We start from the raw sequence: 20,758 nt of genomic DNA, 5'->3' as shown, positions 1-20,758 counted from the left end.
TTGAGCCGGATTGATTTTCCGGCTAGAAATCAGTCTTAGAAAAACCGGTCATACCGTCCAGTTCCATTTCGCGGCCTAATGCCGTCATCGGATGGACAATGATCAGGCCCCGCACAGTTTTCTTCAGCTTGCCGATATCAGCCTGCTCTTTCTTCGTGATAAGACGTTTGAACGGCATACCCGCCAGCTTCTGCGCTTCTTTGCTGAGTTTTGTGCTGTGCAGTACCTTCAGACGGGCAATGTCAGTTTCCAGCTCAGCTTTTTCGTTCTCAAGTTCTTCGTACTTTTCCGTTTCGTTCTTCTGCAGCATATTTTCCATCCGGTGACGGATAAGGTCTAAACGGTCGCTGAGAAGCTTAATTTTTACTTTTTCGTTTTCTTTCATTTTAATTAACCGTGAATAAATTTCCTGCCGGGAAGTATACACCATTCTCTGTGAGGGTACGAAAAAGGAAGCGGGTTGTCAGTTGTTTTAATATGGCTATCCCTGACTATAATTTATCCTTTTTATTAACGGATAAGACCACCATTGGTGATCTTATTCATTTTATATTTTACTCGCTTTGGTCTTTTTTATCATCATGAACCAAATGATATGCAGATCGTGCCCGGGGATGGATAAAGAAATGACCAGCCGGAGCGTTATGCGTTTTAATGTGTATCATTGATATTCCGGTTTTTTTACCCTGCTTATTATGAAATGCATAGATAATAAATGGTATCAGAAAAATGATTACAAAGCTGATACCCAGCAGCATCACATAAGATTCATTGCTTGCACCGCCCGGTAATGAACTTGGCGGAAAGAAAGAAACAACAAAGGCAAGGACCGACAGAATAAAACCGGCAGATGCAACAACAAGTTTAAAACCTTTACCGCCCGGTATATTAAATACCCGTTTTTTCTCAGGCTGTTTGCAGATTAAATACATATACCCGAGAAACAACATAAAATAACTGCACAGGTAAATAACAACGGTCAGGGCTAATGCGATCAGGAAAGAGGTATTACCGCCTCCGCCGCTATTGGTAAGTACAATGATGGCAATGGTTGTGATCAATAATTGTGAAATGACTAATGTAACCGGAACGCCATTTTTATTCACCTTAGCAAAGCTTTTCGGTAAAATACCATTTTGGGCAGCAACATACATTCCGCGGGATGGCCCTACAATCCATGATGCTATTTCAGCAAGGACGCCTAATAATAAGAGTGCCGCAATAATACGGACTGTCCACTCAAGTGCAGGACTAAAACTTGATACCAGAACATTGAATGTTTGTACCACCCCGGCGGACAGATTGATTTCACTGACCGGAATGGAAACCGCGACAGATAATCCGCCAATTGAACTTAAACAAATAGCCGCTATCATCAGTAAAAACATCGCAGCCGGGTAATCTCTTCCCGGGTTTTCCATTTCATTAACGTGTGTTGCTGAAGCTTCAACACCCATATAACTCAATATAAAAGCAACAAAAATGACCAATGTGCCTATTTTTGTGAAGTCAGGGAAAAAAGTCGATGCGCTGATTTCAGTCGCTAAAGGTGCACCACTAACCAGATAATGTATAGCGAGGAATACCAAAATAAGTGCCGGTAATAAAATACCGGCAAAAAAACCGATTTTAGCGATAGTTGCTGTATATTTTGTACCGCCAAACTGAGAAAATGCCAATATCCATAATATAACTAATGCACCGATAGTTTTTACTATCGGGTCGTTATTCAGTTCCGGCCAGTTAAGGATATAAGACAACGCCCCTAATACAAAATAGAGCATAGGTATAAAGCCAATTGCAATTTGCAGATAACCAAATGAAATAGCGGCAAATCCCCAGCGCTCGCCCAGTGTGTTAGAAACCCATGCAAATATTCCCCCCTCTTCCCAGCCTTCTACCGTCGCCATTTCCGCCGCACAAAGAGCAACAGGAATAAACCACAATAACCCGCCTAATAAAAGGAAAAAAACCAAACTAAAACCGGATGTTGCAAATGTCGGGTATTCATATACCGCCATGACCATAGAGGCAGTAATCGCAAAAAAACCCAATAAAGTCAGTTTCCCGGCACCAGACGCTGTCGCTGTCATACTATCCACCTGATATAGTTAATAACATCAATTCTTTTATCTGCGTTTCACCGGCGGACCAAAGACCATGATATTCTCTGGTCTGATAAAAAAATGAGTCGTGAGCATAATCACTATTGATTAATTTAATAACTATTATCCCCTAATCCAAATTTGTCAAATCATCTGACTTTAGTTTCATAATGATAATATTGTTTTGAATTCATCAAAATAAATCACTAACCCACCAATTACCAAAGCACAACCACATAAATCACTTTATTTTTAGTATTTATTAATGAGTGCTTATTGACAGATAACACTAAGCTACACAAAAACAGCCGGGAATTTGCCATATTAACGCAAATAATGGTTTATATATTATGGAAATACATCGTGTATGTTTTTATGAAAAAAATTCATTCATAACTATAAAAACGTTACTTATGGAACATAAAAAATGGAGTATATGGCCAGATAATTGCTGGTGACATACAGTAATTGACATAAATAATGGCCGTCAGCCGGTATCCCTCAGGTGTACTGACGGTCTGGTACATCATATACCGGTAACGGATGAGAACAGCAGTACTGACAGCAGCCTCTGAACACGCATGGCTGTCCATCGCCGGAATCATTCCGGTTGGTGTCCGGCGGTTGCTGATGACCACCACTGCATACTTTTTTCATTCTGCAGAGATCACGTAATATTACAAAAAATAAATGCCTGATTCTTATCTGAATGGCTAATTTCCCGGCATCAATTAACATCAAACGATTACCTTTTAATATTTTCACATCTTTATCCTGTCAAATAGTAATTTGGGGAAGAAAAAAAATGAATAGGCAGGTAGTTTTACAGAACAGATATTTTTTATTCTATTTAAACCGATGGGATACACTTATTTTAACGGAAAACTGACAGGGATATCTTATGAAATTGTTATTTGGCTGTTTTCTCTTTATTTTTATGTCCGCATCCGGCTATGCCTGCTGGGCTCCTAACTGTTACGGAGCTGTCGGTTTTGACCCGAAAACCGGCCAGACATCCGCATTTACCGATTATCCGACAGCAGACAGGGCTGAACAGGCACTTAAAGAAGATTGCCCGTCCTGCGGGTATATGACATTCAATAACGCCTGCGGCACCATTGTGTATTCCCGCCGCTATGATTTTACCGGAAAATATTATGGTGGCAGTGATCGGGATCTACGCTCATATGCCCTTACCCAATGTGAAGATAAAATAAACGATATTAATCTGAATAAAACCCGTAATGATAAACGCCGCTCCAAAGTACGCAGCCTTGCAGAAACAGACTGTAAAATTACGGTTTTAGCCTGTACGTACCGTGTCTATTAAATATTTTTACAAGTAAAGATAATGATTATCTTTATAGTGATAACCAGCTTCCGGGATGATAAATATGATCACAAAAATGAAATTGCTGTTATGCGTATTCCCTCTGATACTGACAGGATGTGCGGGCTATGATTTATCCGGCCTTACCGACGGAAAAAGCAAACCCAAGAGTGATAATTTAAATATAGCCGCATACAGAATGTATGGTAAAACAATAACATGCTCTGAGATTGGTGACGGTGTATCCAAAGCATATCAGCTTAAAAAGAAAGGTAAAACTAAAGAGGATATTTACTGGGAAATAACACCTGAGGACAGTACCTATATCCGGCAGGATATTTACACTATTCTGATTGATGTCGGTATGGCTGCTGATGCTGAAAATTATAAATTATTCACGGAAGCCTGCCGGAAAAATCTTGAAACCTATCAGTCATTATATGACGATTCATCCAAAAGCTTATATACCCTCGTTGATCTGATTTATACCTTTGTCTATAACGAAGAATTAAAAAATTACAGAAGTAGTTTTTCCGGCGGACTTCATGCTCCGATGTACCGTTACGGCAATTCAAAAAATAGTACGGAATATGAATTTGTCCGGAATAAAAGCCGGGGCGGACTGGATGAAACCAGTAATGAGATCAATAACCTAATCTATGAACAAATGATTGAAATCCTCTACAAACCCGCATATATGGGCGAATCAAAACACCCCGGTAATATTATGCCATCACTGGACAATGTCAGAAGAGAAATGGCACCGGAACTGGTGCTTAAACTGGTTAAATAGCGAAGAATATAAGACACCGGCTGAGTCCGGTGTCTTCTGATTTCAGATAAAAATCCCGCCCGCAGACATTCCCGCTCCCTGATACATCAGCAACCCGGCAATAATAAAAATCCCCCCGGCGATCAGCCGGAGAATATTACCGTAATCGTGGTTTGATTTTCTTCCCGGGTGACGGGACAGGCGCAGTGCCAGGAAGCGCATGCTGTGCACGAACCAGGCTATCATACAAAGAGTGATGCCGGTTCCCAGCGCCATTGCAAATACAGCAATAATCCCCCAATGGAAAACACCGATAACGGATGAGAACAGCAGTACCAACAGCGCCCCTGAACACGGGCGGCTGCCCATGGCCAGAATCATACCGGCTTGTGTCCGCAGGTTACCGGTGACTTTATTTCCGGGCACAACATGCTGATGGCCGCAGCTGCATGTCTGAATTTGTCCGCTTTGCAGAAAAACCGGTTTTAAAACAGCGGAGGATTTATTATCCGATACACGGATGGTTTTTATTTGCGGTTTACTGACCGGTAGCCTGATAAATAAGCGGCGTAATGCACGAATAACAATGACACCACCGAAAAGAATAATAAAGGCATAGCTGGCTTTTTCTGTTATCAGGCTGACATTATTCAGCTGGCGTACTGACATGTTTAATATAAACAGCACAACAGACACCAAAACAACAGCAACGGTGCCCTGAAGCAGGGAGGCCAGAATACTTAATAATGCACTGTGACGTAATTTTGCCGGGTGTGTGGCGATATAGGCAGAAAGAATAACTTTACCGTGGCCCGGCCCCAGTGCATGCAATAAGCCGTATAAGAAACTGAAAAGGGTCAGCAGCCCGCCCGCTTTCAGCGGATCAGATACCACTTTCTGGATCAGCGCCGCCATTTCAAAATTCAGTTCCTTCTGTAATCCCGCACTGGCATGCAGCAGTGACGGCCACTGGCTGTACAACAGCCCGCCCGCACACAGAACAATAATCAGCACGGTGACCTGAAGAATAACCCGTGAATATGATGTCATCCGTTATCTCACTCCGTGCAATGTAAGGTAATCTGCTGTGCAAACTGACGCCCGAGCGTCAGGTCATCATCCGGGGTATCGCCGGTATCCAGCGACAGCGCGTAATCTTTCAGGCTATCTGAAGGATCAGCCTCTGTGAAAACCAGGCGGCACTGTGACTCATCCGGCGGAGAGAGGTGAACCGCGCGTTTGCCGTTATAAGTCATACTGACAAAAAAAGTCGGCTCATAGGTTTTCAGCTCAATGGTACTGCCGGCTAACGGTATCGGATGTAATAATGAGACACGGAATGACATCACAATCTGCAATCCCTGCCGGGTCATCCGGTATGAGTCCGGAAAGAGCTTAAAAGGCTGTTTTTTATTCTGATAACTCAGCTCGGAAAAATAAGATTGTGCAATGATATTCGCCATGACGGAGGCGGCCTGCTTCTTCCATTGCGGGCTGTCTTCTTTGCTGTTCATCAAATCATACAGAATATCAGCGGAAGTCATCGGGTCCATTTTCCAGACATATTCAATCCCTGTCAGCGTATGGTTTTCCGTCACAAGGGTCGTTTCCATATCAATAAAACTGTGCGGGTGTGCAAACGCCTGCGGACTGAATGTCAGCAAAAACAGGAAAGAGAGCAGTAACGTATTCATACTTTTGATTAAATTCACAACTTATCTCACCCGGCTACAAAGTGTTACAACATAACATAGCGATACAAATGAAAATACCGTTTTTTCCGGACGGAAAAACACCTGAGAACCAGGAAACCTGTCATAAAATGACGAAAGTGCGATCTCTGCCACAGATATCTGCCATTCATTCATCCGCTCAATAAAACACCATAAAGATATAGGCCATACCGCCGATAACTCAAATATACCCTTATTCGTTTCGGGAGTTCTGTATGTCCTGGTATCCGTCCCGTATTTCAACCCGCCTGACTATCGGGGGCATCCTGCTCCTGGCTGTAACCACTGCGATTATCATTGTTGTTATGCTGTGGCGGGGTCAGCCCCGTGTAGTGGAAATTAATACCGCATTAATAGAAGAAACCGGACGCGGCCTGACATCCCGGGTCAGCATCATTTTGTCCCAGACAGACGGAAAAACCGTCAGCCTTGCACGTCTGGCGGAAGTACTGCCTAATGATGAAGCTCTGTACCGCTATATCCCGCCTAATCTGATTGAAAGTAACAGTCTGATCACCGGCGGCGGTATTTGGCCGGAACCGGGTGCATTTACGCCGGGAGTCGAAAAACGCAGCTTTTTCTGGGCACGGAATACCGCCGGGGAACTGGTCTTTTCTGATGAATACAATGCGGAAGGTGCCGAAAATTATCACAATGAAAGCTGGTACCGGAATGCTCGGGAACAATCTACCGAAAGCTGTTTATGGTCGGATGTTTACAGAGATACCATTTCCGGTGTGAATATGGTGACCTGCAGTGTGCCGTATAAAACGGACGGAAAATTTGCCGGTGTCGCGACAACTGATATCCGTCTGGATAATATCGCCGCCATTATGCAGCAATACGGTGACAGCACCGGCGGCTATGCTTTTGTGACCGACCGGCAGGGGCAACTGATCTACTTTCCGGGTGATGACAGCAAGAAATTCAAAACCTTCGATGAACTGGCTGCACAATCCGCCTGGCTGGCACCGGTTGCTGCCGGACTGAAGGAAACACATTCTGATCAATCCGCTATCAATAGTATCCGTCTTGATAATGACGGACAGCTGAATACATCCTCACAAGTGATGCTGTTCCCGATGGCCGATACCGGATGGGTTATCGGCCTTGTCACACCGGAAGAGCGGATCACCGGACTGGCGAAAGTGATGATGCAGGATGTGCTGGAAGTACTGCTGCCTATCATGGCATTACTGCTGCTGGGTTCCTGGCTGGTTGTACGCCGTCTGATCACCCGCCTCGATGAAACCCGTAAAGCCCTCGATGATATCGCGCAGGGCGAAGGTGATCTGACACGGCGCATGGATGTCCGCGGTGCTGATGAAATATCCGCTATCTCACAGGCATTTAATCTGTTTGCCGATAAAATCTCATCCATGCTGCTTACTGTACGCAACAGCAGTTCTGTTGTGGCCGGGAATACCGTTAATCTGGCGGATAATAATAACGAGTTATCCGCACGGGTTACGCAGCAGGCCGCTGCACTGGAGCAAAGTGCTTCCGCCATGGAAGAACTGAATGCGACGGTCCGACAGAACAGTGAGAATACCCATCAGGCTGATGAGCTGGCAGAAACCACGGCACAAACCGCGAGCCGCTGCGGAGATATGATGCGTGATGTGATTTCGACAATGAATAGTGTCAGCACATCATCCGGACGGATGGTTGAAATCGTGTCGGTGATTGACAGCATTGCATTCCAGACCAATATTCTGGCACTGAATGCGGCTGTAGAAGCCGCCCGCGCCGGTGACTCCGGACGGGGCTTTGCCGTTGTGGCAACGGAAGTCAGATCACTGGCTCAGCGCAGCGCGCAGGCAGCACAGGAAATTAAGACGCTGATTGATGAATCCGTACAGAATGTAAAAACAGGCAGTAATCAGGTACATGAAGCCGGTGAAACACTGGCTGATCTGGTGATGGATGTATTGCAGGTAAGGCAGCTGATGGGAGATATCCGTGTTGCCGGAGAGGAGCAAAGCAAGGGACTGGCCGAGGTGACAACCGCAGTATCAGAGATGGATACGACAGTGCAGCAAAATGCCTCTTTAATTGATGATGCCGCTTCGCGGACACAAATCCTGAGAAGAGAGGCCGAACAGCTCGCACAAATGGTGTCAGCCTTTAAATTACCGGAACCGCATTAATAACAGGAAAGGATTTCCCGGCAGAAATCATCTGCCGGGAAATGATTAAATATCAATCCAGATCTGACGCGTCGTGACGTTCGCGGATAAACCGGTCTGAAGGCTCCCCGCCGCTGCGGTTAACACGGCGTCCTCGCTGAACAGCCGGGCGTGCCGCAATCTGTTCCGCCCAGCGGATCACATGCGGATATTCGCTGACAGACAAGAATATCGCCGCATTATACAACGTACCTAATACTAACCCGCCGTACCATGGCCAGGCGGCCATATCCGCAATGGTGTAGTTATCACCGGCAATAAATTCATGCTGACTGAGCTGACGGTTCAGGACATCCAGCTGACGTTTGGTTTCCATCGCATAACGGTTAATCGGATATTCATACTTTTCCGGTGCATACGCGTAGAAATGACCAAATCCGCCGCCGACAAACGGCGCTGAGCCCATCTGCCAGAACAGCCATGACAGGGTTTCAGCCCGCTCAGGTTGTGTTGCCGGCAGGAACAGAGAGAATTTTTCTGCCAGATACGTCAGAATGGCACCGGATTCAAAGATCCGTACCGGCGCTGCACCACTTCTGTCAACTAATGCGGGAATTTTTGAGTTCGGATTAATATCAACAAATCCGGAACCAAACTGGTCGCCTTCACCGATATCAATCAGCCAGGCATCGTATTCCGCTTCCTGAATCCCCGCAGCCAGCAGTTCTTCAAGCATGATGGTGACTTTCTGGCCGTTAGGTGTTCCCAGCGAGTAAAGCTGCAACGGGTACTTACCGACAGGCAGGGATTTTTCATGTGTCGCCCCGGCAACAGGACGGTTGGTATTGGCGAACTTCCCGCCGTTTTTCTGTTTCCATTCCCACACCTGAGGCGGGATATAAGTTGGATCAGCCATAACAATGCTCCTTTGTATTTTCTGCCGGATTGAAGTGATCAATTATCCAATCTACCTTCCGGTGCATAAAATACAAACTGAATTCTTTTGCTGATCGTTGTCAGGATTTCAGGGGGATAATTTCGGTGGCTTTCAGAGAGGTGTATTTTTACTTTCGCCCAAACGCAAAAAAGCCACCCAAAGGGTGGCTTCTTCACTTAATAATAACCTGGCGGTTCCCTACTCTCACATGGGGAGACCCCACACTACCATCGGCGCTACGGCGTTTCACTTCTGAGTTCGGCATGGGGTCAGGTGGGACCACCGCGCTACGGCCGCCAGGCAAATTCGTTAATCCAAAACAAGCTTTTCATAATGAATGACTCTGTTGTCTCTTCACTATGCTGAAAAATTCTTTCTTCGTCTCTCAACTCAAAACACCTTCGGTGTTGTCAGGTTAAGCCTCTCGGTTCATTAGTACTGGTTAGCTCAATACATCGCTGCACTTACACACCCAGCCTATCAACGTCTTAGTCTCAAACGTTCCTTCAGGATTCTCTAGGAATCAGGGAAGACTCATCTCGAGGCAAGTTTCCCGCTTAGATGCTTTCAGCGGTTATCTCTTCCGCACTTAGCTACCGGGCAATGCAATTGGCATCACAACCCGTACACCAGTGGTGCGTTCACTCCGGTCCTCTCGTACTAGGAGCAACCCCTCTCAATCTTCCAGCGCCCACGGCAGATAGGGACCGAACTGTCTCACGACGTTCTAAACCCAGCTCGCGTACCACTTTAAATGGCGAACAGCCATACCCTTGGGACCTACTTCAGCCCCAGGATGTGATGAGCCGACATCGAGGTGCCAAACACCGCCGTCGATATGAACTCTTGGGCGGTATCAGCCTGTTATCCCCGGAGTACCTTTTATCCGTTGAGCGATGGCCCTTCCATTCAGAACCACCGGATCACTAAGACCTACTTTCGTACCTGCTCGAGCCGTCACTCTCGCAGTCAAGCTGGCTTATGCCTTTGCACTAACCGCATGATGTCCGACCATGCTTAGCCAACCTTCGTGCTCCTCCGTTACTCTTTGGGAGGAGACCGCCCCAGTCAAACTACCCACCAGACACGGTCCCAACCCGGATTACGGGTCTGGGTTAGAACATCAAACGTTAAAGGGTGGTATTTCAAGGTCGGCTCCGTGCAGACTGGCGTCCACACTTCGTTGCCTCCCACCTATCCTGACACATCAAGGCTCAATGTTCAGTGTCAAGCTATAGTAAAGGTTCACGGGGTCTTTCCGTCTTGCCGCGGGTACACTGCATCTTCACAGCGAGTTCAATTTCACTGAGTCTCGGTGGAGACAGCCTGGCCATCATTACGCCATTCGTGCAGGTCGGAACTTACCCGACAAGGAATTTCGCTACCTTAGGACCGTTATAGTTACGGCCGCCGTTTACCGGGGCTTCGATCAGAAGCTTCGCTTGCGCTAACCTCATCAATTAACCTTCCGGCACCGGGCAGGCGTCACACCGTATACGTCCACTTTCGTGTTTGCACAGTGCTGTGTTTTTAATAAACAGTTGCAGCCAGCTGGTATCTGCGGCTGGCTTCAGCTCCGTCCGCAAGGGACTTCACCTAGTGCCAGCGTGCCTTCTCCCGAAGTTACGGCACCATTTTGCCTAGTTCCTTCACCCGAGTTCTCTCAAGCGCCTGAGTATTCTCTACCTGACCACCTGTGTCGGTTTGGGGTACGATTAATGGTAACCTGGAGCTTAGAGGCTTTTCCCGGAAGCAGAGCATCAATCACTTCACCACCGTAGTGGCTCGTCGTCACGCCTCAGTGTTAACAACCGACCGGATTTGCCTGGTCAGTCCACCTGCACGCTTAAACCGGGACAACCGTCGCCCGGATGATTTAGCTTTCTCCGTCCCCCCTTCGCAGTTACCACCAGTACGGGAATATTAACCCGTTGCCCATCGACTACGCTTTTCAGCCTCGCCTTAGGGGTCGACTCACCCTGCCCCGATTAACGTTGGACAGGAACCCTTGGTCTTCCGGCGTGCGGGTTTTTCACCCGCATTATCGTTACTTATGTCAGCATTCGCACTTCTGATACCTCCAGCAACCCTCACAGGTCACCTTCACAGGCTTACAGAACGCTCCCCTACCCAACAATATTTACATATCGCTGCCGCGGCTTCGGTGCATAATTTAGCCCCGTTACATCTTCCGCGCAGGCCGACTCGACCAGTGAGCTATTACGCTTTCTTTAAATGATGGCTGCTTCTAAGCCAACATCCTGGCTGTCTGAGCCTTCCCACTTCGTTTCCCACTTAATTATGACTTTGGGACCTTAGCCGGCGGTCTGGGTTGTTTCCCTCTTCACGACGAACGTTAGCACCCGCCGTGTGTCTCCCGTGATAACATTCTCCGGTATTCGCAGTTTGCATCGGGTTGGTAAGTCGGGATGACCCCCTAGCCGAAACAGTGCTCTACCCCCGGAGATGAATTCACGAGGCGCTACCTAAATAGCTTTCGGGGAGAACCAGCTATCTCCCGGTTTGATTGGCCTTTCACCCCCAGCCACAAGTCATCCGCTAATTTTTCAACATTAGTCGGTTCGGTCCTCCAGTTAGTGTTACCCAACCTTCAACCTGCCCATGGCTAGATCACCGGGTTTCGGGTCTATACCCTGCAACTAAGACGCCCAGTTAAGACTCGGTTTCCCTGCGGCTCCCCTATTCGGTTAACCTTGCTACAGAATATAAGTCGCTGACCCATTATACAAAAGGTACGCAGTCACACCATAAAGGTGCTCCCACTGCTTGTACGTACACGGTTTCAGGTTCTTTTTCACTCCCCTCGCCGGGGTTCTTTTCGCCTTTCCCTCACGGTACTGGTTCACTATCGGTCAGTCAGGAGTATTTAGCCTTGGAGGATGGTCCCCCCATATTCAGACAGGATAACACGTGTCCCGCCTTACTCATCGGACTCACAATACCAGTGCTTTCAGATACAGGGCTATCACCTGCTGTGGCCAGCCTTTCCAGACTGTTCTCTTAACACTGACACTGATTAAGGTCCTGGGCTGCTCCCCGTTCGCTCGCCGCTACTGGGGGAATCTCGTTTGATTTCTTTTCCTCGGGGTACTTAGATGTTTCAGTTCTCCCGGTTCGCTTCATTACCCTATGTATTCAGGTAATGATAGTGTGACGAATCACACTGGGTTTCCCCATTCGGAAATCGCCGGTTATAACGGTTCATATCACCTTACCGGCGCTTATCGCAGATTAGCACGTCCTTCATCGCCTCTGACTGCCTAGGCATCCACCGTGTACGCTTATTCGCTTAACCTCACAACCCGAAGGTGTTTCATAAAGAAGCACATTCAGTGTCGTTCGGCTGAGAGACTCATCAATATTACCTCGGTGATAATATTGATTGTTTCAATTTTTCAGCTTGTTCCGGATTGTTAAAGAGCATAATTGTTAAGCTGACTCTTGAATCAGCTTAATCATTATTTGCAGATGACTTTCACTCACCCGCGCAGACTGGCGTCCCCTAGGGGATTCGAACCCCTGTTACCGCCGTGAAAGGGCGGTGTCCTGGGCCTCTAGACGAAGGGGACATATGTCAGCTTCGCAGACGCTCTCTGCTCATTTTCTATCAGACAATCTGTGTGAACACTCACATTCAACATCAACTAGGTAAGGAGGTGATCCAACCGCAGGTTCCCCTACGGTTACCTTGTTACGACTTCACCCCAGTCATGAATCACAAAGTGGTAAGCGCCCTCCCGAAGGTTAAGCTACCTACTTCTTTTGCAACCCACTCCCATGGTGTGACGGGCGGTGTGTACAAGGCCCGGGAACGTATTCACCGTAGCATTCCGATCTACGATTACTAGCGATTCCGACTTCATGGAGTCGAGTTGCAGACTCCAATCCGGACTACGACGTACTTTATGAGTTCCGCTTGCCTTCGCAGGGTCGCTTCCCTTTGTATACGCCATTGTAGCACGTGTGTAGCCCTACTCGTAAGGGCCATGATGACTTGACGTCATCCCCACCTTCCTCCGGTTTATCACCGGCAGTCTCCTTTGAGTTCCCGACATTACTCGCTGGCAACAAAGGATAAGGGTTGCGCTCGTTGCGGGACTTAACCCAACATTTCACAACACGAGCTGACGACAGCCATGCAGCACCTGTCTCAGAGTTCCCGAAGGCACCAAAGCATCTCTGCTAAGTTCTCTGGATGTCAAGAGTAGGTAAGGTTCTTCGCGTTGCATCGAATTAAACCACATGCTCCACCGCTTGTGCGGGCCCCCGTCAATTCATTTGAGTTTTAACCTTGCGGCCGTACTCCCCAGGCGGTCGACTTAACGCGTTAGCTCCGGAAGCCACGCCTCAAGGGCACAACCTCCAAGTCGACATCGTTTACAGCGTGGACTACCAGGGTATCTAATCCTGTTTGCTCCCCACGCTTTCGCACCTGAGCGTCAGTCTTCGTCCAGGGGGCCGCCTTCGCCACCGGTATTCCTTCCACATCTCTACGCATTTCACCGCTACACATGGAATTCTACCCCCCTCTACAAGACTCTAGCTGACCAGTATCAGATGCAATTCCCGGGTTAAGCCCGGGGATTTCACATCTGACTCAATCAACCGCCTGCGTGCGCTTTACGCCCAGTAATTCCGATTAACGCTTGCACCCTCCGTATTACCGCGGCTGCTGGCACGGAGTTAGCCGGTGCTTCTTCTGTCGGTAACGTCAATTGCTAAGGTTATTAACCTTAACACCTTCCTCCCGACTGAAAGTACTTTACAACCCGAAGGCCTTCTTCATACACGCGGCATGGCTGCATCAGGCTTGCGCCCATTGTGCAATATTCCCCACTGCTGCCTCCCGTAGGAGTCTGGGCCGTGTCTCAGTCCCAGTGTGGCTGATCATCCTCTCAGACCAGCTAGGGATCGTCGCCTAGGTAAGCCGTTACCTTACCTACTAGCTAATCCCATATGGGTTCATCTGATGGTGCGAGGCCCGAAGGTCCCCCGCTTTGGTCCGGAGACATTATGCGGTATTAGCTACCGTTTCCAGTAGTTATCCCCCTCCATCAGGCAGATCCCCATACATTACTCACCCGTCCGCCGCTCGTCAGCAGAGAAGCAAGCTTCTCCCTGTTACCGCCCGACTTGCATGTGTTAGGCCTGCCGCCAGCGTTCAATCTGAGCCATGATCAAACTCTTCAATTAAAAGTGTTTGATGCTCAAAGAATTAAACTGTTTACTGCTGCTTATTTCTAAGCTGCTGTATTGGTCACTCTTCAAGACTTCTCAAAAATAATATTTTTTGTGATATGTCCTGCGAGTGCCCACACAGATTGTCTGATAAATTGTTAAAGAGCAGTTGCAACATTCGCTGCCGTTGCCGGTCTTCTGCGTTGTTGCGAGGCTGCGTATATTACGTTTTCAGCCTCTTCGAGTCAAGCGTTGTTTTTCAACTTTTTCGCTTTTCTCTGCTGCCGGCGCGCTTCTCAGCGTGTTGCTCCGTGTCAGTGAGGGCGCATTATAGACACTCGCTGAGATCACGCAAGTGTTTATTTCAAAAAAATGTTTGTTCGCGTTTTTTTTAGACAAAACATGTATATTTGAGCTTTTATTCGCCGGTTTTGTCATTAATATGCACCATAATGCGTCTTCTGTATCATTATCCCGCTTTGTTAATGCATTACACCAAGGAATCAGAATGCAGTTTTCAGAACAACTCAATGCGTCACAAAAGAACCTGTCTTATCTTCTGGCTGAAAAACTGGGGCAGCAGATTTTATCCGGCCAATATCCGCCGGAGTCTATTCTGCCGGGGGAGATTGAGTTGGCGGAGCAGTTTGAGGTAAGCCGGACAGCCGTCCGTGAAGCGATAAAGATGCTGGCCGCGAAAGGGATGGTCTTACCGCGCCCGCGCATCGGTACCCGCGTGATGCCGGTGATAAGCTGGAATTTCCTCGATCATGACTTTATTAAATGGTGGCTGAGCAGCGGGGATCACCGGCAGGTACTGAAATATTTCCGCGAGCTGCGTGCCGCAATTGAACCTCAGGCCTGTGCCCTGGCTGCCGCCAATGCAGGAAAGGAACAAAAGCAGTCGCTCTCCTTTCTGTTAAAAGAGATGACATTATTATCCGCCCATTTTGAGCGGGATAAATGGATAGCCGTTGATCACCGCTTCCACCACCTTATCTATCAGGCGTGCGGAAATCCGTTTTTTGCTTCTTTCGCGAATTTATTCGATTTTGTGTATCACAACTTCTTTGAATCTATCACCACCAATCAGGTTATTGAGATTGATCTCCATAAAGAGATTGTGGATGCCATTATTGACGGCAACGGAGAACGTGCCCGTCAGGCATGTCAGGTGTTGTTGAGTAAAGTGTGAATATGTAATAGTTACACTACTGACTATTCAGAGATAATGTATTAAGGGAAAACATGTTTAAAACAGCCCGGAATATGGCGGGTCTGCCTTGGATTGCCGCAATGGCGTTCTTTATGCAGGCGCTCGATGCCACCATTCTGAACACCGCACTGCCGGATATTGCCAGAAGCCTGAATCACTCTCCGCTGGCGATGCAGTCCGCTGTTATCAGTTATACGCTGACAGTAGCGCTGCTGATCCCGGTCAGCGGCTGGCTGGCTGACCGTTTCGGTACCCGCAGGGTATTTATTATCGCAGTGGTTCTGTTTTCCCTCGGTTCTTTATTATGTGCCTTTTCCCCCAGCCTTCCGTTTCTGGTGGTATCGCGGATTATTCAGGGAATAGGCGGGGCGATGATGATGCCGGTGGCACGTCTGGCACTGCTGCGGGCTTATCCGCGCAGCGAACTGCTGCCGATCCTCAATTTTGTCACCATTCCGGGATTAGTCGGCCCGGTACTGGGGCCGCTGCTCGGCGGGATACTGGTGACCTATGCCACCTGGCACTGGATTTTTATCATTAATATTCCTATCGGGATTCTGGGGATTATCTACGCCATCCGCCATATGCCTGATTTCACCATGCCGAAACGCCGGTTTGATACATTAGGTTTTGCCCTGCTCGGTGCCGGACTGGTGTCTGTTTCTGTCAGCCTGGATCTGTTCGGGGATAACGCGCTGGCGGCGGCGACGCCGTTCCTGGTGATGGGCAGCGGTTTTGCGCTGCTGACCTTCTATGCCCTGCACGCCCGCCGTATCGCAGCCCCGATAATTCCGCTGAGTCTGTTCCGTACACGGACATTCAGTGTCGGAATCGCCGGTAACGTGGCCACACGGCTGGGGACCGGCTGTATTCCGTTTCTGATGCCGCTGATGTTACAGGTCGGTTTTGGTTATCCGGCCGTGGTGGCAGGGATGATGATGGCACCGACGGCAATCGGTTCTATTCTGGCAAAATCTGCGGTTACTCAGATTCTGCGCCGCTACGGCTACCGGCTGACGTTGTTTGCGGTCACACTGGTGATCGGCGCAATTATTTCATCCTTCTATTTCCAGTCGCCGGGAATGTCGATTTATCTGCTGGTATTGCCGCTGTTTATTCTCGGGATGGCGATGTCCACACAGTTCACCGCGATGAATACCATTACCCTTGCGGATCTGACCGAGCACAATGCCAGTTCCGGTAACAGTGTGCTGGCCGTGACTCAGCAGCTTTCTATCAGTTTCGGGATTGCAGTGAGTGCGTCTGTATTACGCTATTTCGAATCTCAGGATTGGGGATCTATCGTCGATAATTTCCACGCGACCTTTGTGACTGTCGGGGTGATGACGATTCTGTCGGCGTTTGTGTTCCTGTTCCTGAGCCGGACTGACGGACGGAATATGATTAAGAAGAAAACCCGCCCCTCAGACAGCCCGGCCCCGCATTAACGGCGGATAACTGAACCCCGGTTTATCAGTGCCGGGGTCAGTACCAGCAGATCAGAAGGTGCGTCCGCATCATCCATGCGCCGCAGAAGTTTATCCACTGCCAGTTTACCCAGCTCATCTTTCGGCTGGTGGATAGTGGTCAGCGGAGGCGTGAGGAATGCTGCCAGATCGATATCATCGTAACCGACGACCGCAATATCCTGCGGGATACGTAATCCTTTCTGCCAGATAGCCTGATACGCACCGACCGCCATCGCATCGTTACCGGCAAATACCGCCTGCGGCGGTACCGGCAGGGAAAGCAGCTGATTCATGGCACTGAAACCGCCGCTGAATTCAAAATCACTCTCCAGCACATACTCTGACGGCACATCCAGCCCGGCCTGTGCCATTGCGCGGTAAAAACCGTCCAGACGGGATTTGGCCGGTGATTTATCCAGCGGACCCGCAATGCAGGCAATCCGGGTAAAACCGTTTTCGATCAGGTGATTGGTGGCAATTTCACCGCCGAGGAATGAATTGTCCTGAATCACATCCCCGCCGAACGCGAACGGCGACCAGTCCATCATGACCATCGGCAGACGGGGATAGCGGCTGAACACCTCCGCTGACGGGCCTTTTATCTCGGTGCACATCAGCAGCAGGCCATCCACCCGCTTTTGCAGCAGCGTTTCCAGGCTGCTGTTCATCCGTTTGTGATCCCCCTCGGTATTACAGAGGATCAGGCTGTAGCCGCGTTCATAACAACTGCGCTCCACCCCGCGGACAACTTCCGCATAAAACGGGTTGTTACTGGTGGTCACCAGCATCCCGATGGTGTTTGTCCGGTTCATTTTCAGGCTGCGCGCAAGTGCAGACGGTGCGTAGTTCAGTTCGGCAATGGCATCATTCACTTTCTTGCGCACACCGTCACTGACAAAGCGGTTATTGTTGATGACATGGGAAACTGTCGAGGTGGATACCCCCGCCAGCCGCGCCACGTCTTTCATCGTCGCCACAGTATTAACCACGCTCCGCAAGGAAAGCATCAATTTCACGGCGCCACGGTACTGATGGCTGTGCACCCCGCCGGGTGACGGCGATAGCGGCCGCTGCATGGGCAAAACGCACAGCATCATCTGCCGGTTTGCCTTCCAGAAGCGCGGTAACATACGCACCATTAAAGGTATCACCGGCGGCAATAGTATCTACGGCATTGACTTTAAATCCCGGAATACGGCGGCCTTCACCATTGACACTCAGCCAGACACCCCGGCTGCCCAGGGTAATAAGCACCTGTTCAATGCCTTTATCATGCAGTACCTGCGCAGCTTTCGCTGCGCCGGTTTCATCACTGACAGAAATACCGGTCAGCTTTTCCGCTTCCGTTTCATTCGGGGTGATAACATCCACCAGCTTCAGCAGGCTGTCAGGTAATTCCCGCGCCGGGGCCGGATTGAGGATCACTTTGGTCTGGTGATGTTTTGCTGCCTGTGCGGCGGCTATCACCGTTTCCAGCGGAGATTCCAGCTGCATCAGCAGGGCATCGGATTGCTCAACAATCCCTTTATAAGGTGCAAAATGTTCCGGCGTCAGTGCAGCGTTGGCACCGGCACTGATACCGATGACGTTTTCACCGTCTTCATTCACAAAAATCATCGCCACGCCGGTGGCCGCTTCCGGTACCACACTGATTGCGGCAGTATGAATATGGTCGCGCTGTAACTGCGCCAGTATTTCCGCCCCGATGGCATCATCACCCACACAGGCAATAAAGGTAATATCAGCACCGCTGCGTCCGCAGGCTACCGCCTGGTTTGCACCTTTGCCGCCGAAGGCTGTCTGATATTGCTTACCGATCACCGTTTCGCCCGGTGCCGGAAACTGTGCAATATTCATTATATAGTCGACATTAATACTGCCGAGAACGGTCAGACGGGATGTTGTCATTACCTTTATTTCCTTATTGCTGACAATACTCCCCGGCACACAGTACCGGGGAGGCTGATATCGTTAGTCTTTTACAATCAGTTCTAACTCAACCGGGATAGTTTTATCGATTTTTTCACCTTTCAGGACTTTATCGGCTGTCTGAATACCGATGATCCCAATCTGGTCAGGGCGCTGTGCCACTGTTGCACCCAGTTTACCGCCTTTTACTGCTTTGATACCGTCAGCTGTTCCGTCGAAACCAACCACCAGCACATCATCACGGCCGGCAGTCTGTAATGCACGCTGCGCACCTAATGCCATTTCATCGTTCTGGGCGAAGACCGCCTGAACAGCCGGATGTGCGGTCAGCAGGTTCTGCATGACGTTCAGACCTTTGGTACGGTCGAAATCTGCCGGCTGGCTGGCCAGCACATTCATTTTATGCTCAGCAACTGCCTGTTTGAAACCTTCGCCGCGCTCACGGGAAGCTGAAGTCCCGGTGATACCTTCCAGCTGGATAACTTTGGTGTCCGCACCGGTTTTACGGGCGATAAAATCACCGGCCAGTTTGCCGCCGAGGACGTTATCAGAGGCAACGTGGCTGACCACTTCACCTTTACTTGCAACGCGATCCAGGGTGATTACCGGGATATTAGCTTTGTTGGCCAGGATCACGGCGTTACCGACGGCATCAGAGTCTGTCGGGTTAATCAGCATCAGTTTGGTGCCTTTCACGGTCAGATCCTGCACGTTAGCCAGTTCTTTTGCCGGGTTATCCATGGAATCCAGAACCACCAGGTCGTAACCGAGTTTATCCGCTTCTTTTTGCGCACTGTCTTTCATGGTGACAAAGAACGGGTTATTCAGTGTGGAGATCACCAGGGCAATGGACTCTTTTGCCAGTGCATTGGCGCTGATAGTGGCGCTCAGTGCAACAACGGAGAAAAGGGTCGCAATCTTTTTCAGTTTCATGTTTCAGTTCCTTGCAGGATTCGGGTAAGTGGATTATTTACTGCTTTTATTATCAACAAGTACAGCCAGCAAAATCACAACCGCTTTGACAATCATCTGGTAGTTGGAGGAGATCCCCAGCAGATTCAGCGCGTTGTTCAGAAAACCTAAAATCAGCGCCCCGATCAGGGTGCCCATAATACGGCCTTTACCACCGGCGAGACTGGTGCCGCCCAGAACCACCGCCGCAATCGCATCCAGCTCGTAACCGTTACCGGCCATCGGCTGTGCGGAAGATAAACGCGCCACTTCAATCACACTGGCTAACGCCGCCAGCAGACCACAAAGTGCGTAAACAATAATTTTGATTTTATCGACATTAATACCGGACAGGCGGGTGGCGGATTCATTACCGCCCAGTGCGTAGATATAACGTCCCAGACGGGTGTGATGCAGCAGATACCAGGCCGCCGCAAAAACAACAATCATCAGCCAGACCGGTGCCGGAATACCGAACAAACGGCCGATACCAAACCAGTTGAACACATCCGCATTATCGCTGAATCCGGTGCTGATCGGGCTGCCGTCGGTATACACACGGGTTACACCGCGCAATAACAGCATCATCACCAGTGTGGCGATAAAGGCCTGCACTTTCCCTTTGGCAACAATCACCCCGGTCACGCCGCCGATAGCCGCGCCCAGTGCCAGTGCACCCGCAACCGCAACAATGGCGTTAACATCTGCTCCCACCATGGAGGCTGCCACCGCGCCGGTCAGTGCCAGCAGAGAGCCGACAGACAGGTCAATCCCGGAAGTCAGGATCACCAGCGTCATCCCCACGGCCATAATGGCGTTAACAGAGGTTTGCTGAAGGATGTTGAACAGGTTATTCAGGGTAAAAAAGTTCGGGCTGATCATGGAGACAATCACAATCAGGATCAGCAGTGCTATCAGTGATTTCTGCTCAAGCAGCCATTCTTTGGAAAACCAGCGTTTTGACGCCGGGGTTGAATCTGTACGCATA

15 protein-coding genes, 1 tRNA gene and 3 rRNA genes are annotated in these 20,758 nt (G+C 49.2%); 6 read left to right on the top strand and 13 right to left on the bottom strand.

The genetic code is table 11. The features are described 5' to 3' along the window. Positions 1-22 precede the first annotated feature (22 nt). Positions 23-385, bottom strand: coding sequence for a YibL family ribosome-associated protein (locus JC793_RS00265; protein WP_166706765.1), 363 nt, complete (start codon positions 383-385; stop codon positions 23-25). A 169-nt stretch (positions 386-554) separates the two neighbouring features. Then, positions 555-2,093 carry a glutamate/gamma-aminobutyrate antiporter gene (gadC, locus tag JC793_RS00260; protein WP_218427091.1) on the bottom strand — a complete coding sequence of 513 codons (1,539 nt, stop codon included), beginning with the start codon at positions 2,091-2,093 and terminating at the stop codon, positions 555-557. A 555-nt stretch (positions 2,094-2,648) separates the two neighbouring features. Between gadC and JC793_RS19715 the strand changes: the two genes are divergently transcribed. The 3 genes from JC793_RS19715 (at position 2,649) to JC793_RS00250 (ending at position 4,228) form a co-directional block, all read left to right on the top strand. Beyond that, positions 2,649-2,780 carry a hypothetical protein gene (locus tag JC793_RS19715; RefSeq protein WP_282102747.1) on the top strand — a complete coding sequence of 44 codons (132 nt, stop codon included), beginning with the start codon at positions 2,649-2,651 and terminating at the stop codon, positions 2,778-2,780. Between the two features lie 226 nt (positions 2,781-3,006). After that, positions 3,007-3,435, top strand: a complete 429-nt coding sequence (locus tag JC793_RS00255) for a DUF4189 domain-containing protein (protein ID WP_166706763.1) — start codon at positions 3,007-3,009, stop codon at positions 3,433-3,435. Between the two features lie 199 nt (positions 3,436-3,634). Next, positions 3,635-4,228, top strand: coding sequence for a hypothetical protein (locus JC793_RS00250; protein ID WP_218427089.1), 594 nt, complete (start codon positions 3,635-3,637; stop codon positions 4,226-4,228). Positions 4,229-4,270: 42 nt separating this feature from the next. On the opposite strand, the gene JC793_RS00245 is transcribed toward JC793_RS00250, so the two are convergent. Then, positions 4,271-5,257, bottom strand: a complete 987-nt coding sequence (locus JC793_RS00245; RefSeq protein WP_218427087.1) for a nickel/cobalt transporter — start codon at positions 5,255-5,257, stop codon at positions 4,271-4,273. 8 nt (positions 5,258-5,265) lie between these two features. Continuing rightward, positions 5,266-5,919, bottom strand: coding sequence for a DUF1007 family protein (locus JC793_RS00240; RefSeq protein WP_247709694.1), 654 nt, complete (start codon positions 5,917-5,919; stop codon positions 5,266-5,268). A 236-nt stretch (positions 5,920-6,155) separates the two neighbouring features. Between JC793_RS00240 and JC793_RS00235 the strand changes: the two genes are divergently transcribed. Beyond that, entirely contained in the window at positions 6,156-8,090 is a 1,935-nt protein-coding gene (locus JC793_RS00235; RefSeq protein ID WP_218427085.1) for a methyl-accepting chemotaxis protein, read from the top strand. Between the two features lie 52 nt (positions 8,091-8,142). On the opposite strand, the gene yghU is transcribed toward JC793_RS00235, so the two are convergent. The 5 genes from yghU to JC793_RS00210 form a co-directional block, all read right to left on the bottom strand. After that, a complete protein-coding gene (yghU, locus tag JC793_RS00230; protein WP_218427084.1) occupies positions 8,143-8,985 on the bottom strand; it encodes a glutathione-dependent disulfide-bond oxidoreductase in 843 nt (280 codons plus the stop codon). Positions 8,986-9,191: 206 nt separating this feature from the next. After that, positions 9,192-9,307, bottom strand: a 5S ribosomal RNA gene (gene rrf / locus JC793_RS00225). Between the two features lie 110 nt (positions 9,308-9,417). Continuing rightward, positions 9,418-12,322: ribosomal RNA gene (locus tag JC793_RS00220) — 23S ribosomal RNA — on the bottom strand. Positions 12,323-12,520: 198 nt separating this feature from the next. Continuing rightward, positions 12,521-12,596: transfer RNA gene (locus JC793_RS00215), tRNA-Glu, on the bottom strand. An 80-nt stretch (positions 12,597-12,676) separates the two neighbouring features. Next, positions 12,677-14,220, bottom strand: a 16S ribosomal RNA gene (locus JC793_RS00210). The 16S, 23S and 5S rRNA genes sit together here with 1 tRNA gene alongside, the layout of an rRNA operon. A 493-nt stretch (positions 14,221-14,713) precedes the next feature. Between JC793_RS00210 and JC793_RS00205 the strand changes: the two genes are divergently transcribed. After that, positions 14,714-15,400: a FadR/GntR family transcriptional regulator gene (locus JC793_RS00205; RefSeq protein WP_046892807.1), complete on the top strand. Its 687-nt coding sequence runs from the start codon at positions 14,714-14,716 to the stop codon at positions 15,398-15,400. A 53-nt stretch (positions 15,401-15,453) separates the two neighbouring features. Further along, positions 15,454-16,869: a multidrug transporter subunit MdtD gene (mdtD, locus tag JC793_RS00200; protein ID WP_107679600.1), complete on the top strand. Its 1,416-nt coding sequence runs from the start codon at positions 15,454-15,456 to the stop codon at positions 16,867-16,869. On the opposite strand, the gene rbsR is transcribed toward mdtD, so the two are convergent. The 4 genes from rbsR to rbsC form a co-directional block, all read right to left on the bottom strand. Beyond that, complete coding sequence (rbsR, locus tag JC793_RS00195; RefSeq protein ID WP_369128120.1) at positions 16,866-17,867, bottom strand: ribose operon transcriptional repressor RbsR; 1,002 nt, start codon at positions 17,865-17,867, stop codon at positions 16,866-16,868. The genes mdtD and rbsR overlap by 4 nt on opposite strands. 4 nt (positions 17,868-17,871) lie before the next feature. Beyond that, positions 17,872-18,798, bottom strand: a complete 927-nt coding sequence (rbsK, locus tag JC793_RS00190) for a ribokinase (RefSeq protein ID WP_218427082.1) — start codon at positions 18,796-18,798, stop codon at positions 17,872-17,874. Between the two features lie 63 nt (positions 18,799-18,861). Next, positions 18,862-19,752 (bottom strand): ribose ABC transporter substrate-binding protein RbsB, encoded by an 891-nt coding sequence (gene rbsB, locus JC793_RS00185; RefSeq protein WP_218427080.1) that lies wholly within the window; start codon positions 19,750-19,752, stop codon positions 18,862-18,864. Positions 19,753-19,785: 33 nt separating this feature from the next. Continuing rightward, entirely contained in the window at positions 19,786-20,757 is a 972-nt protein-coding gene (gene rbsC, locus JC793_RS00180) for a ribose ABC transporter permease (protein ID WP_166706757.1), read from the bottom strand. Position 20,758: the final 1 nt, after the last annotated feature.

This window comes from Morganella morganii, assembly GCF_019242955.1.
GTDB lineage: Bacteria > Pseudomonadota > Gammaproteobacteria > Enterobacterales > Enterobacteriaceae > Morganella > Morganella sibonii.
Note: the sequence above shows the minus strand (reverse complement) of the source record. Positions and strands in the feature narration are given on the sequence as shown.